This window comes from Caballeronia choica (assembly GCF_001544535.1).
Lineage (GTDB): Bacteria > Pseudomonadota > Gammaproteobacteria > Burkholderiales > Burkholderiaceae > Caballeronia > Caballeronia choica.
This window is the reverse complement of sequence record NZ_FCON02000001.1, coordinates 199983-214475: the sequence shown is the minus strand read 5'-3', so window position 1 is coordinate 214475 and position 14493 is coordinate 199983. Positions and strand designations below refer to the sequence as shown.

The 14493-nt window shown below is 62.2% G+C and carries 13 protein-coding genes and 1 pseudogene; 6 read left to right on the top strand and 8 right to left on the bottom strand.

What is annotated here, in order from left to right:
* Positions 1-244: 244 nt before the first annotated feature.
* The 3 genes from thpR to AWB68_RS00905 all read right to left on the bottom strand — a co-directional run bounded on the left by thpR (position 245) and on the right by AWB68_RS00905 (position 2714).
* Positions 245-826, bottom strand: coding sequence for an RNA 2',3'-cyclic phosphodiesterase (gene thpR, locus AWB68_RS00915; protein ID WP_087642466.1), 582 nt, complete (start codon positions 824-826; stop codon positions 245-247).
* A 134-nt stretch (positions 827-960) separates the two neighbouring features.
* Positions 961-2241, bottom strand: coding sequence for a type II toxin-antitoxin system HipA family toxin (locus tag AWB68_RS00910; RefSeq protein WP_087642465.1), 1281 nt, complete (start codon positions 2239-2241; stop codon positions 961-963).
* On the bottom strand, positions 2238-2714 hold the full coding sequence (locus tag AWB68_RS00905) for a helix-turn-helix domain-containing protein (protein WP_087642464.1): 477 nt from the start codon (positions 2712-2714) through the stop codon (positions 2238-2240). The genes AWB68_RS00910 and AWB68_RS00905 overlap by 4 nt, the downstream gene beginning before the upstream one ends.
* A 590-nt stretch (positions 2715-3304) precedes the next feature.
* Here AWB68_RS00905 and AWB68_RS00900 point away from each other — a divergent pair.
* The 6 genes and pseudogenes from AWB68_RS00900 to AWB68_RS00875 all read left to right on the top strand — a co-directional run bounded on the left by AWB68_RS00900 (position 3305) and on the right by AWB68_RS00875 (position 8625).
* Entirely contained in the window at positions 3305-4519 is a 1215-nt protein-coding gene (locus AWB68_RS00900; RefSeq protein ID WP_087642463.1) for a cyanate transporter, read from the top strand.
* 194 nt (positions 4520-4713) lie between these two features.
* Positions 4714-5151 (top strand): annotated as a pseudogene (locus tag AWB68_RS00895) (transporter substrate-binding domain-containing protein); the annotation flags it as partial.
* A gap of 311 nt (positions 5152-5462) precedes the next feature.
* On the top strand, positions 5463-6236 hold the full coding sequence (locus tag AWB68_RS00890) for an ABC transporter substrate-binding protein (RefSeq protein ID WP_087642462.1): 774 nt from the start codon (positions 5463-5465) through the stop codon (positions 6234-6236).
* 184 nt (positions 6237-6420) lie between these two features.
* Complete coding sequence (locus tag AWB68_RS00885; RefSeq protein WP_087642461.1) at positions 6421-7110, top strand: ABC transporter permease; 690 nt, start codon at positions 6421-6423, stop codon at positions 7108-7110.
* Positions 7107-7820, top strand: coding sequence for an ABC transporter permease (locus AWB68_RS00880; RefSeq protein WP_087642460.1), 714 nt, complete (start codon positions 7107-7109; stop codon positions 7818-7820). Before AWB68_RS00885 ends, AWB68_RS00880 begins: the two co-directional genes overlap by 4 nt.
* A 37-nt stretch (positions 7821-7857) precedes the next feature.
* The gene (locus AWB68_RS00875; protein ID WP_087642459.1) at positions 7858-8625 is read left to right on the top strand and encodes an ABC transporter ATP-binding protein; all 768 of its coding nucleotides are present in this window, start codon (positions 7858-7860) and stop codon (positions 8623-8625) included.
* Between the two features lie 93 nt (positions 8626-8718).
* Here the strand turns inward: AWB68_RS00875 and AWB68_RS00870 are convergent, their stop codons facing one another.
* From AWB68_RS00870 to AWB68_RS00850, 5 genes are read right to left on the bottom strand one after another with little or no spacing between them, the layout of a single operon-like run.
* Positions 8719-10170 (bottom strand): amidohydrolase family protein, encoded by a 1452-nt coding sequence (locus tag AWB68_RS00870; protein WP_087642458.1) that lies wholly within the window; start codon positions 10168-10170, stop codon positions 8719-8721.
* A gap of 1 nt (position 10171) precedes the next feature.
* The gene (locus tag AWB68_RS00865; RefSeq protein WP_087642457.1) at positions 10172-11389 is read right to left on the bottom strand and encodes an amidohydrolase family protein; all 1218 of its coding nucleotides are present in this window, start codon (positions 11387-11389) and stop codon (positions 10172-10174) included.
* Positions 11386-12864, bottom strand: coding sequence for a sodium:solute symporter family protein (locus AWB68_RS00860; protein ID WP_087642456.1), 1479 nt, complete (start codon positions 12862-12864; stop codon positions 11386-11388). Before AWB68_RS00860 ends, AWB68_RS00865 begins: the two co-directional genes overlap by 4 nt.
* Positions 12861-13079, bottom strand: a complete 219-nt coding sequence (locus tag AWB68_RS00855; RefSeq protein WP_087642455.1) for a DUF3311 domain-containing protein — start codon at positions 13077-13079, stop codon at positions 12861-12863. The genes AWB68_RS00860 and AWB68_RS00855 overlap by 4 nt, the downstream gene beginning before the upstream one ends.
* A 32-nt stretch (positions 13080-13111) precedes the next feature.
* Positions 13112-14224 (bottom strand): porin, encoded by a 1113-nt coding sequence (locus AWB68_RS00850; RefSeq protein WP_087642454.1) that lies wholly within the window; start codon positions 14222-14224, stop codon positions 13112-13114.
* Positions 14225-14493: the final 269 nt, after the last annotated feature.

Below are 14493 nucleotides of genomic sequence, written 5' to 3'. Positions count from 1 at the left end.
GCGGTCCGCAATCGTCTGAAAGCATGAATGTTGTGAGTGTCCATTTGCATCCTCGCGCTTGGGAAAAGGCGGCGGCGATTTGCCAGCGCCGCAAGAGCCGTCTCACGACTTTGCCGAAGATTAAGACGCCACGGGAAACTGACTCCTGCGATCCCCATGCACGAGATACTTGCCTGACGCAGACCCGGCGATCTTTAATAGGTCGAATACCGATGGACTACGCAATCGTGTAGCCCGGATTGCGCTAGATTCTCGCGCTTTCTTTTTGTCCGGCGCCTCTTGCCAGTAGCAGCCAACGCGCCAACTGCACATATTGCGACCGGCCCAGCAGACTGCGCACGAGCACAAATTCTCGCACGGCCCAACCGATCGGATCGACGGATCGTTCGGCAGGACGGTGTTCGTCGTAGAGCAAAGTCACATGTGGCGTATAACGCGAGTTGGCTTTGACCGCGAGTCCAGCAGCTTGCAATGCAAGTCCGAGTGTCGCTTGCAGTTCGAGCAGGCCGTTGTTCTCCGAGCCCGCGCGCAGAACGAACGGCCGCTTGCTCCGTCGCCCCGGGAAACTCGACGTGCGGTCGAACGTGACATCGAACGGCGCAAGCGCGACTTGGGATGCCGCGTCGCAGGCCATTGCAACGACATCCTCCGGCACGCCCGCAAAGGCGCCTAGATGATGCAGCGTCACATGAAAGCGCTCCATCGCGACGGGCTTGCTTTTGAGGCCGTGCTCGGCTTGCACGCGTTGCGCAAGCCGAGCAATGCGGCCGGCGGCCGCGGCGTCGGGGTAGATTGCGAAGAAGAGCGAGTCGGTCAGCGCGGGCATTTCGCAAGTGGCAGCATGGAAGCACTGCCAGTTGTCTCCATCGGGAGCGTCATATGTGGCACTCGAGTTGTGGAAGCGTTAGAGGCATTGCAAATGCCGGCAAATGAATTGATCAAGGTTGATCTAATTGGTATTCATGCACGCACGGCGAGACGAAAGGCAGTTTCCATCTGCCGCTGTTCTCTTGCAGAGATTGTCAGGGATTCCGCGATCGTCCGCCACTGCGAGACGACCTGAATCTGATTCGAAATGATCTCTTCAGCCTCGTCAACGGACACTCGGAAATAATGAGCGACCGATCTCGCCAATTCCAGATCCATCGCGTTGTCCGCTTCAGTGATATTGAGCTTGAGTCCACTCGCGTGCGCTACCGGGTTCATGTCGAATGCCGGGGAAAGCGCCCACCCCCTCTCCGGTTCCAGCAAAAAACCGTGGTTACGCAGATGATCGTCGGTATTGGAAACGAGCAGATTGAAGACAATGCGTGACCATAGCTCCCGCAGATCTGCGTCGGTACTTGTGCCATCGGTCATCAACACCCGCGCGATTTCCAGGTAGCCGGCACCCGTCGAGGCATCGTCACCATCTTGATGGCCGGTCAGGTTCATCGCTGAAGCAAAGTGTCTGCGCCGCCCTTGTGCCGTACGATCGAATCGCTTGACCAGGAAAGTGTGGTGGGCACCGCCGAATCGCCGGACCAGCGCATTGGGCACGTCAAGCCCGCAGGCTTTGGCAAGGGTGTACACGACCATTTCCCAGGCTCCAACGTCGTAGTCGTCACGCACACTGGGAAACTTGGCGATCCAAAGGTGCCCTGTCGGATCGACCACGCTAGCCTTGGGACGCGCGCCCCCCAATGAACCGCCCGGCGCAATTAGCATGCGCAGCCATTCGTCGGCCTCGCTTGCCATATTGTCTTTATCGCCTTCCAGGGCGAGGCTCGCAGCCTCCAGCGCACGCAATTGCACAAAGGGTGGCGCTGCCGTGTCGTGATGATCGTCCAGGAAAGGCCCTTCGTCGTTGCGCCGAAAACGCAACGCACCGACGCGATATGCGTCATGCACGCCCATCAGGTAATCCGATTCACGGAGCCGCGCCTTGGGGTCCGCCCGACCAGCGCGCTGCGCCCGCTCCAGCCGCCGACGCATCAAGAGGCGTCCCCACCGATCCGGGCTTGCGTCGCTGAATGCACCAAATGCCTGCTGCCCCTGCGGCGGATACTGACGGCCCGCGTACCAACCGAGCCGCGGGTCGAGCTTGAGGCCTCTGATCTCTCGCCGATTCAGCACTTCGTCGTCAAACTCGTATTCGAAGATTTCGTGAACGCCAGAAGGACGCGTGTAAAGCCTGCCGAGTCTCACCGGCTCGGCAAGGCCGTCCCAATCACCATAGACGGCGATCAAACCATTGCTCATCTCGCGGGCCTCTTCTTGCCAGGCGCGGGAATGTCGATCAGAGCGGTCAGGGTGTCGGTACTGACGAACGTGTCATCTGCGGTCCAATTGCCCGCAACGGTCGAATCTGTTTTCTCGGCATGCGCAGAAGTAGAGGCATCACGCGTTGGCGCCGGCAATGCAACTTGCCTGGTAACGCGTGATCTCTTGGGCAGCGCTGCGTCTTGTAGGCTACGGCCGAGGGGATCGTCCTTCAGCAGCAGATCAAGATCATTTTCGGCCCCCAATACCTGCATGACAGCCAAATACGCGCCTATGGTGACCCCCGAACTCCCCTTCTCCAGACTCCGCAATGTGACTGGCGTCATCCCCGCTCGTTCCGCGACCTGCTTGCCCGTCAAGCGTCGACGCAGGCGGCCCAGGCGCAATCGCTCTCCGAACTGCTGGAGACGCAGTTCAGTCCTGGGTAGCAACGGAGCGGTTTTCTTGGCCATAACGGCAATATTACTATCCTAAAGATCGAAAAAGAAAAGAATATTATCCATCTAGTTGACTCCGCCGCGTCTTCTTCAGCGAAATGTCATTGAATTTGCAGGCCTTTCGGCATCCAGTGAATTTGATACCGATTATGCGAGGCCAAACGATTTCGCTCGCCGGCTGCCCCACGACCTCCTCGACGCCTCGTCGCGCCGTTTTCGTAAATCGCTGGTTTGCCTGCTGGTTCGCCGCGGTACGGGCCAGCCAAGTCGTCAAAGCGCTGCTCGACGCAATCCATGGAACGCCGAAACCATCGCATTCCCCACTGGAAGTCAGTCGAATATTTAATTTCCACATGATGGCGCAGGCCCTTACCCTCTCGACAGGGTTGATTATCCAGCCGTTTTCAGACTCTCAGAGAGCATCCAAATGACCGATTCAAAAACGCTGACGCATTTCGCGCCGGGTTTCGCTGCCTCCGCGGCCAAGGAAGGCCGAATGTGGGCCGTCACCCGTGATATTGACGGCCGCCGCGACACAGTACGCAATGCCCCTCGCGCGCTCGTCCCGCCGGACAGTTGCGGTCGACAGGAACGGAGCGCGCGTCATGCCTGATTCCGGCACAGCAGGCGCCGCCCGCCTGTCGCGCACGATCGCGGCGACGTCCGGCGCGCTCGTCCTCCTGGTGCTCGTGGGCTTCAACCTGCGCCCCTTCCTGACCTCCGTCGGCCCCGTGCTGGACCTCGTGCGCAACGACACCGGCCTCGGCTTCCGGGCCGCCGCCATGCTGACCACGCTGCCCTTCATCCTGATGGGCGTCGTCGCCGGCGTGGGCGTCGGGCTGGCACGGCGTTTCGGCGAGAAGCCCACCCTGGCCGCCGCGCTGCTGTTGCTCGCTGCCGGTTGCGCGTCGCGCATCTGGGCGAGCGACAGCGCAAGCCTGATCATCGGTGCCGGCATCGCGGGCGCCGGGGTGGCGGTGATCCAGGCGCTGATGCCGGGCCTCACCAAGCGCTGGTTTCCCGATCGGGTGCCACTCGCGATGGGACTCTACTCAGCGGCGCTGGTCGGCGGCGGAGCGTTCGGCGCGGTCGCAAGCCCCTGGCTCGCCACGCATGGCGGCTGGCATCTCGCACTCGCCGTGTGGGCTGTGCCGGCACTTGGCACGTTCGCGCTTTGGCTCGCAAGTGCGCCGCGCGGCACAGCGCCGGTTGGCTCGGCGCGGATCCCGGTCATACGCTTTTTCGGCAACCTGCGCGCCTGGCAACTCGCCGCATATTTCGGTCTCGCCAACAGCGGCTATTCGAGCCTGGTCGCGTGGCTGCCATCGTTTTACCGGCAAATGGGAATGAGCCCCCAGGCGTGCGGCAACCTGCTCGCGTGGATGGCTGTGTTCCAGGCGGCCGGAGCACTGGTGATGCCGATGCTCGCCCGCCGCGCCGCGGACCGCCGCGGTGTCCTGTGGCTGACCCTGGCCCTTCAGGCCGCGGGCTTCACCGGCTTTGCACTGGTCCCGGCGCTCGCGCCGTGGTTGCTGGTGGCGTGCGCGGGGCTGGGTCTGGGCGGCTTCTTCTCGTTGAGCCTGATCGTCACCCTCGACCATCTGCCCGACGCCCAGCGCGCCGGCGCGCTGGCCGCGTTCGTGCAGGGCGTGGGGTTTCTGATCGTCGCAACCGGCCCCTGGCTGATCGGCTGGCTGCGCGACGCCGGTGGCGGCTTTGCCACTGCCTGGTCGATGCACCTGGCCGTGGTCATAGCGATGTGCGCGCTGACCGCCGTGTTCTCGCCGGGCAGCTATCGGCGCAGCATGGATCGAGTCTGACGCGCATCCCGTGAAATAAATCTGGCAGGGCTCGGGCCGACACGAATCTTTGACCTCGTGTCTGCTTCGAGCTCGATAGCCACCCATGCAGCGGGCCGGCTGCTGGGCGTAACCGGAACAAGGCCGCTAGACCCTACATAAAATCAGTCATGCTTATCATTGATCTGGAGACTTCATGAAAAAGCTTGTAGTTGCAGTTGCTCGCAAAACGAGGCTCGGGCCTCCTCCCGACCCCCGAATCGCTGAAGGGCAAGTCTGTCGGCGTCGAGCAGGGTTCGACACAGGAGACCTATGCACGGGCCTACTGGGAACCGAAAGGCGTCACCATCCGGACATACCAGACTCAGGATCTGGTCTATCAGGATCTGCTATCCGGCCGTCTGGATGCGGCGCTGCAATCGTCGGTACAGGCCGACCTGGGCTTCCTGAAGACGTCGAACGGCCGCGACTACGCGTTCGCCGGCCCGGCGCTGCATGATCCGAAAACGCTGGGCGTCGGGGCCGCCATCGGCGTGCGCAAGGAAGACAACGATCTGCGCCAGCAAATCAACAAGGCGCTGGCCGACATGATTCAGGACGGCACATACCAGCAGATCTCCCGCAAGTACTTCTCGTTCGACGTCTATAACTAACGGGCACTGGTCCGACGCGCGTCTGTCTATACAACATAAATAAAATCGACGGTCAATTTTATGTATATACAAGACGCGCGTTTCATATTTTGCCTTGACTAACCGAACGCCTGCATTCGGGCATTACATGCGCATTTCGAGTGAAATCCCTAACTAGTCCTCGCATCCTTATCGAGCTATCTTGTATGTACAAGTTGATCGGACGGTAGAAAAGCATGCGATCAATTCAGCTTGTACATACAAGGTCGATCGATAAATCCATAAGGTGTCCCGCACCAACCGACCTCACCCAGTCAATTCTCGGAGATTTGATGAAGAAGCTTGCCCTGAGCATTGCGCTCGCCCTCGTCGCAACCGGCGCCTGCGCAAAAGACTGGTCCGCCATTCGGTTCGGCGTCGACGCCAGCTATCCCCCGTTTGAATCGAAGAGCGCCGACGGCAAACTCGTCGGCTTCGACATCGACCTCGGCAACGAAATCTGCGCGCGTCTGAAGGCAAAGTGCGTGTGGGTCGAAAGCGAGTTCGACGGCATGATTCCGGCACTGAAAGCGAAAAAGTTCGATGGCGTGCTGTCGTCGATGTCGATGACGCCGCAACGCGCGGAACAGGTCGCCTTCTCGGCAAAGCTGTTCAACACGCCCACGCGCCTCATCGCAAAGAAGGGCTCGACGCTGCTGCCGACGCCGGAATCGCTCGCGGGCAAGACGGTCGGAGTCGAACAGGGCACGATCCAGGAAACGTATGCGAAGGCCCACTGGGAACGGAAGGGCGCGCGCATCGTGCCGTACCAGAACCAGGACCAGGTTTATGCCGACCTGATCTCGGGCCGACTGGATGCGGCGTTGCAGGACGGGGTTCAGGCTGACCTCGGATTCCTGAAGACGCCGCGTGGCGCGGGCTTCCAGTTTGTCGGCAAGGATCTGGACGACAAGAAGACCCTGGGCAATGGCGCGGGCATCGGCATGCGCAAGGAAGACGCCGATCTGACGGCGAAGGTCGACAAGGCAATCGCCGACATCATCAAGGACGGCACCTACAAGAAGCTCGAGAAGAAGTACTTCGACTTCGACGTGTACGGCAGCTAATCGTCCCCTGTCGGCCAGAGTTGGCGCTCTAGCGCTTACTCCGGCTCCATGCAAGATCGTTGCCTTCACGACGAACGATCCACCCATCGGCCGCGACGGCGCAGCGCGATCCATCGACCACGCCACAACCGGCGGTCGACTGACGCGCTGCATGGTCCAGCCGTGCATCCAAGGATATACAGACATGTTCCTTCACGGGTATGGCCCGCTCCTCCTTGCCGGTACCTGGGTCACCATCAAGCTCGCGGTGCTGTCGCTCTCCGCTTCGTTTGTGCTGGGACTGGCAGGCGCGGCGGCCAAGCTCTCGCCGAATCCGGTCTTCTCGCGCCTGGGCACGCTCTACACCACACTGATTCGCGCGGTTCCCGATCTCGTGCTGATGCTGCTGCTCTTCTACGGCATCCAGATCCTGCTGAACGACGCGACCGACCTCATGAACGTCGATCAGATCGACATCGACCCCTTCGTGGCAGGCGTGATTACGCTCGGCTTCATCTACGGGGCCTACTTCGCCGAGACCTTTCGCGGCGCTTTCCTCGCCGTGCCGCGCGGCCAGCTCGAAGCCGGCTTCGCTTATGGCATGAGTTCATGGCGGGTGTTCATCCGCATCATGTTCCCGCAGATGATGCGCTTCGCCCTGCCCGGTATCGGCAACAACTGGCAGGTGATGGTCAAGGCGACGGCGCTGGTATCGATCATCGGTCTCGCCGACGTGGTCAAGGCTTCGCAAGACGCCGGCCGCAGCTCGCTGCAGTTCTTCTTTTTCACGCTGACCGCCGGCGCCGTCTACCTCGGGATCACCACTCTGTCGAACCTCGGTTTGCTGTGGCTGGAAAAACGCTATTCGACGGGTGTACGGAGGGCCGTGCTGTGATCGACATCATCCGCGAGTACTGGCAGAACTATCTATTCAGCGACGGCTATCGCCTGAGCGGTCTTGCGATCACGCTGTGGCTGCTCGTCGTCTCGATCGGGCTGGGCTTCCTGCTCGCCGTGCCGATGGCCATAGCACGCGCATCGAGCAACCGGTTCATCTCCGGGCCGGTCTGGCTCTATACGTACGTCTTTCGCGGCACGCCGCTCTACGTGCAACTGCTGCTCTGCTACACGGGCATCTACAGCCTCCATGCCGTGCATTCCTACGCGATGCTCGACGCCTTCTTCCGTAACGCGATGAACTGCACCTTGCTCGCGTTCACGCTGAACGAATGCGCGTACGCAACGGAGATCCTGGCTGGATCGATCAAGGCGACCGCCTACGGCGAGATCGAGGCCGCGCAGGCTTACGGGATGTCGAAGTTCAAGATCTACACGCGCGTCATCCTGCCGTCGGCGCTAAGGCGGGCACTGCCGATGTACAGCAACGAAGTCATCCTGATGCTGCACGCAACGACGCTCGCCTTCACCGCCACCATCCCCGACATCCTGAAGGTGGCACGCGACGTCAATGCCGCCACCTACGCCTCCTTTCAGGCCTTTACGATTGCCGCCGTCCTGTACGCCGCGATCGTGTTTGCGCTGCTATGGGGGTTCCGCCGGATGGAGCGGCGTCTGCTGGCCTTCCTGAAACCGCAAGGACATTGAACGAGGCTGCCTGCAGCCCGGATGGAGAGTATTGAACATGTACAAGCTGATTGTCGACGACGTGCACAAGAAGTTCGGTGACAACGAGGTGCTGAACGGCGTATCGCTCAAGGCGAAGGCCGGCGATGTGATCAGCATCATCGGGTCGAGCGGTTCCGGAAAGAGCACCTTCCTGCGCTGCATCAACTTTCTCGAGCAGCCCTGCTCGGGGCGCATCACGCTCAACGCCGAAGAAATCCAGACCGCACGCGACCGCAGCGGCGCATTGCGGGTCAGCGATCACAAGCAACTGCAGAAGATGCGCACGCGGCTATCGATGGTGTTCCAGCATTTCAATCTGTGGGCGCACATGACGGTGCTCGAGAACATCATCGAGGCGCCGCTCAGCGTCCTCGGGTTGAGCCGCGCCGAAGCCGAGGCGCGGGCACGCCGGTATCTGACCAAGGTCGGGCTTACCGCCGGCATGGAATCCAAGTATCCGTCGCACCTGTCCGGTGGTCAGCAGCAGCGGGTGGCGATCGCACGAGCACTGGCGATGGAGCCCGACGTCATGCTGTTCGACGAACCCACGTCCGCACTCGACCCGGAGCTGGTAGGGGAAGTTCTGAAAGTCATGCAGGCGCTCGCCGAAGAAGGACGCACGATGATCGTGGTTACTCACGAGATGGGCTTTGCCCGCAACGTGTCGAACCATGTGGTGTTCCTGCACAAGGGGAAGATCGAGGAAGAAGGCGATCCGCAGGACATTCTCGTTAATCCGAAGAGCGAACGCCTGCAGCAGTTTCTTTCCGGGCGGCTCAAATGAAGCGGTCCTGCGGCGCAGCGTCTTCGATGCTGTGCCGTAGGACCGGAACGATGTTGATACACGAAAGGAACAGAACGGCCTGCCGACGTAACCTTAGTAGTGGCTTCGCCCCCAAAGCGTCGACGGCTCGTCGAGCAAATGATGCAAGCCACTGCGATCGAGCATCTGTTGCGCAGCCACGGTAACGCGTTCCAGCACCTCGCCCTCGTCGACCGTCAGCACGCGGCGATCCTCCATCAGGACCTTGCCGCCGACCATCGTCATGCACACGTCGCCGGCATTGGCGAAGCACGTGACACGATAGACCGGCATGTTCATCGGCATCATGTGCGGCTTGAACAGGTCGACGAGAATGATGTCCGCCAGCTTGCCTACTTCGAGCGACCCCAGTTGATCATCGAGTGACAGCGCCTTCGCGGCATCGATGGTGACCATCTCCAGGACCTTGCCATGCGGCAGAACGTCCGGATCGCGAAAATGCCGGCGATGGTAATGCATGCATTGCGACATGTGGCGGAACATGTCGTAGCCCCGATCGGGCGCCGCACCGTCCGATGCGATCGCCACGTTGACGCCCGCATCGATCAGTTCCGGCACCGGGCACCGTCCGATGATCGACATGATCGCGCTCGGGTTGTGCACGACCGAGGCGCCCGTCTCGACGCATGCTGCGATGTCGTCGTCGGTCAGATCGATCGAATGCGACATGAACGAGGACTTGTTCAAGAGGCCCAGTTCGCGATGTGCGAAGGCCAGCGTGCCGGCCCGATGCCCGTCCTGCGTGAAGGCGAGCCCCTGTTCGCGTGCGAGCGCCATGTATTGCCCGGCCTGCGAGCGGAACGCGTGTTCGTATTCCGCCTGCTCCGGGTAGTGAGCCGGCGCAAAGACGGGCAGCGTCAGCGCGATGCGGATCCGGCCATCCGCGTCGCCATGACATGCGTCGATGATGTCTTTGCAGACCTCGTACATCGTGGCGAAATCGACATTGCGCGTCGTGCTGCCGTGCGGTCCGTGGCGCGTGTAGGCGCGCGGCTCCGGCGGACGCGACGGACCCACCGCGACAATCGAGCGGGTGCCCGTCCGCACCACCGCATCGCAATGACGCCGTGCAAACACGGGATCGTCGACGCGTATGATGGAGTTCCCTCCGCCAAGCAGCGACACACCGGTCGTCACGCCTGCCTTCAAACGTTCGAGCGCTGCGAGATGGGATTCCACCTCCCAGAACGTCTCGTCCGACGCTCGCGTGTAAATCGCCTCGCATGCATCCGTCCAGGCGTCGCCGTCCGCGCCGCCGATGGTCTTGAGCATCGCGTGTCCAGCATGCGCGTGCGCATCGATGAACCCCGGCAGCACCGCCTTGCGCCGCGCATCGATCACCCGATGTGCGCGGTATCGCGACGAAAGCGCGGCCGTCTCGCCGACCGCAACGATCCGCTCGCCCTTCACCGCAACCGCGCCGTTATCGATTACACGACGCTGCGGATCGATGGTGATCACGCAGCCGTTTTCGATCAGTATGTCGACCTGTTCCCGACTATCCATATCAAGCCCCCTCCAACGCCGCCGCGACCAGTTCGCCGTTGCGCGCGACGATGCGTCCGTTGGCAAGGACCAGCTTGCGCTTCGGCCGCGCGACCACCGCATGCGCGACCGTTTCCGCATCGACCAGCACGAGATCGGCGCGCGCGCCGACCTGCAGCCCGTAGTCGGCGAACCCGCAACCGCGCGCCGCTGCCGCGCTGACGCAATCGAAAGCGATCGCCAGTTCGTCGTCGCGGCGCATGTCGTAGCGCATGCCGATCAGCATCGCGCGTTCGAGCATATCGGGCGAGCCATACGGCGACCATGTATCCCGGATGCCGTCGTTTCCGCCAAAAATGGTGATGCCCTTTTCCCTGCAAATCTTCAGCGGCGGAACCGGACGCGACGGCGGCGCCGTCGTCAGGAGCGCCACGTTCAGACGCGCGATCCGCTCGAGCAGCGCATCGCGTTCACGCTCCGGCAGCGCGCCCAGACAGAACGCGTGGCTCACCACGACCTGCCCTTGCATGCCCAGCGCCTCGACGCGATCGAGCAGCAGTCTGAAGGTGAACGCACCGACCTCGCCGGGCTCGTGCAGGTGGATATCGATCGGCTTGCGATGGCGCTCGGCGAGCGCGAACGTCGTGTTCAGCGACGCGACCGGGTCGCCATCGATCAACGCCGGATCGAGCGCGCCAAGCACGTCCGCGCCTTCGGCAAGCGCGCGCCCGAGCAGTTCGTCCGTGCCCGGACGCCCCAGCAAGCCCGACTGCGGAAACGCAACGATCTGCAGGTCGAGCACGTCGCGCATCGTCTGCCGCGTCTCCAGCACGCCTTCGATGTAGCGCAAGCCCGCGTCGGTATCGACGTCGACGTGCGTACGCAGGCGCGTCGTGCCTGCCTGCACGAACGCGCGTGCGAGCGCGAGCGACTGCGCGCCGGCGTCATGCCCCGATTCCTTGCGCCAGCGGCGTTCATTGTTGATCCGGTCGAGCAGCGTCGCGCCGACTTCGTTGCGATACCACGGCCGGCCCCAGTTGCTCTTGTCGATATGCGTGTGCCCTTCGACAAAACCGGGCAGCAGCAGCGCGCCGCCGCCGTTTTCTATCGCGGCGCCCGGTTGCGCCACGACGTCCGGGCCGAGCGCGTCGATGCGCCCATCGGTAATCGACACGGCCACAGCCTGCCCATCGGGCAAGCGGACGTTGGAGATGACGAGAGAAGAACGAGAGGATGTCATGTTGACTTGACCGAAGTTGCCATGCGGGCCCGCAGAGCGCGCTGCACGGCGCTGATCGCGATGAAGACCACCGCGTTTGCGAACAGCGCGACGAGGCCCGGGTTGATGGAAGTGAGCGTGGCCGGCGCGCCGGGGAACATCGAAGCCAGCGTCATCCCTCGCGAGTTGACGAGCGCGAGCACGATCGCACCGGCGAAGATCCCGCCGAACGCAGCCTCGCGGGTGCCGAACGGGCGTTTCAGGAAACTCGAGGCGAGCATCGGCAGCAGTTGCGTCAAAAGGCTCGACGAGAAGATCGCGAGCGTGACGAACGTCGCTCCGCCAAGCAGCGTGAAGTAGACCACGACCAGCGTGAAGAGCGGCAGCGCGATGCGCGCGACGCGAGCGACCTGCTGCTCGGTTGCGTGCGGCGCGAAGCCTTCACGATAGACGTTTCGCGCGATCGTCGTCGAGGCGTTGAGCATGATCAGCGAACCCGGCACGAGCGCGGTCAGAAGCCCTGCGCCGCCAACGATGCCGACGAACCACGGCGCGAACGTCTGCTTGACGAGCCGCAGGAGCGCCAGATCGGTCTCCGTTCCTTCGAGCCCGTGAACGGTCAGCGTGGCCGCGAACCCGACGAGAAACAGGAACGCGATCAGCACCTGGTAGATCGGCATCATCACCACGTTGCGACGCAGCGCCTTCGCGTCGCGGGCGACGTAGACGGCGGTGAAGCCGTGCGGGTACAGGTAGTAGCCGAGCGAGGTCAGCAGGATCGTCGAGTTGTACCAGCTCAGGTTGAAGCCATGCTCGGGCATGCGCAGCAGTTCGGGATGCACTTCGTTGATGCGCGTGAACATCGCGCCGATGCCGCCGTAATAATGCAGCGGCAAGTAGATGCCGAGGAAGATCGCGAGCGCGAGGATCAGCACGTCCTTGACGACCGCGATGCTCGCCGAGCCGTGAATGCCCGACACGGTCATGTAGAGCGCCATCAGGATCGCGCTGATCCAGATCGCGACGGCCGGTTGGATCGTGCCGTATGACATCTCCGAAACGATGATGCCGAGCCCGCGCAACTGGATGATCAGGAGCGACACCATCGCGAAGACCGCGACGATGGACACGAGCACACCGATGCTGCGGCTGTCGTAGCGCGAAGCAAAGTAATCGGCGAACGAGACGAGGTTGCGCTCTTTCGCGTAGCGCCAGATCGCGGGCAGCATCCAGTAGCCGATCACGTACGCAAGACAGCCGTACGACAGGATATAGAACGCCGGCACGCCCTTACTGTAGGTCCAGCCACTCGCGCCGAGGAACGTGAACGTCGAGAACGCTTCACCGGCCATCAGGAGGAAAGTGAGGAGCGAGCCGAAGCCGCGGCCGCCGACTGCCCACTGCTCGAAGCTCAGCTTTTTGCCGCGCCGCGCAAAGAGGCCGATGCCGAGCGCGAACGCTGCGAACAGGATGATGATGACGAGGGCCGCGTTCATCGCTGGCCTCCCGCCTGGCTGTTGGCGTCGATCGCTTCGTCGCGGGTGTCGAGATACAGGATGAAGGCCAGAACGGCCGCTGTGGCGGCCATCCAGATCAGGTTCCACGACAGCAGGAACGGCATCCCGAACAGCATCGGCAGATGCTCCGCGAGCGCGCCGCCCGAGTACATGCCGACGAACGGCAGCGCAGCGAGGAGAAGTCGGAGTTTCATAAGAACCTTGCGCGAGTGACGTAAACGCTCAATCAGAACTTGTGGCGAATGCCGGCGACGACCGCAACCTGCGCCGTCGTCGACGACGGTGCGGAAATGCTTTCGATCCACGCCTGACCGACGCTCGACGACACCTTCTGGTAGAGCACGTTCACGTAGAGGTCGGTACGCTTGGACAGCAGATACTTCCCGCCCGTGGACGTCTGATTGAAGTGGCCCGAGAGCGACCCTTGCGTGACGTGGGTATAGACCTGGGCGGCCGCGAGAACCACGGCCGGCGTAACGTAGTAGACCACGCTGCCTTCATAGTTGTCGAAACGAAGCGACGATGCGGCCGGCACGTCGAAGCGCGAACCGGTGTAAAGCAGCCCGAGGATCGCGGAGCCCAGCGTGTAGGTGCCGCCGGCGCCCCAGATCTTCTGGCGCGTCGCGCTGCCGAGCGGCGTGCCGAACATCGACTCGCTGCCGTAGTAGTTGTCCGACGCCACCGCCCCCACCGCGCTGCTGGCGGGATGGTTCATCTGGGCATAGGCGGCGCCCAGGTTGAGCGGGCCGTTCGTATAGTTGAGGCCAGCACTCCAGCTGTTGTTCGACGAGAAGCCGGTTGAGTTCGAAAAGCCGTACAGCAGGTTGGCCTGCAGGCCGGCAAAGCTCGGCGAAACATACTTGGCGGAATTGTTCGTACGGAAGGTGTTGTTGATATCGTCGTTGTCGTGCGGGTGAGCGGCATAGCCGGTCAGCGTGCCGCTGATCTGCATATTGCCAAGGATATCCTGGACGGCGTTGTATTGACGGCCGAGCGTCACCGTGCCGAGCCTGTCGCTCACGAGGCCCACGAACGCCTGACGGCCGAACAGCCGGCCGCCTTGGCCGAGTTGGCCGTTGTCGATGTTGAAGCCGTTTTCCAGGCGGAAGGTCGTCTTCAGTCCGCCGCCCAGATCTTCCGTACCCATCAGGCCCCAGCGCGGCGCCGATTCGTTGCCGCTCGTCGCCTCCCACGCCGAATGGCCTTGCTGGTTGTTCGTGTAGGTCACGCCGGTATCGACGACGCCATACAGCGTGACACTGGATTGCGCATTGGCCGTGGACGCGAGCATGACGCCCACGCTCAGGCCCGCAAGCGTCTTTCCCCTTGTCCTGTTCATTTGTCTCCGCACTTGCCTCATCTCCTCTTGTCTCGGGTCATTGCGCCCGTCGTTGTGTCAATCGCTGGATGTTATCGAGACTGCCTCACATTCAAAAATGAAATGTTCAAATGAAGACCAGTTGAAATTCGAATAGTGGCGACATGCGCTTTCGCTCGCCGTGCATCGGGCTCGCATCTGCAGGTAAAGGGCAGGCTTGCAGTTCATCCGGGTGGCACGCGATTGCCTGCCGGCCGCACGCGTGGTACAAGTCGGCCTGCACATTCGAC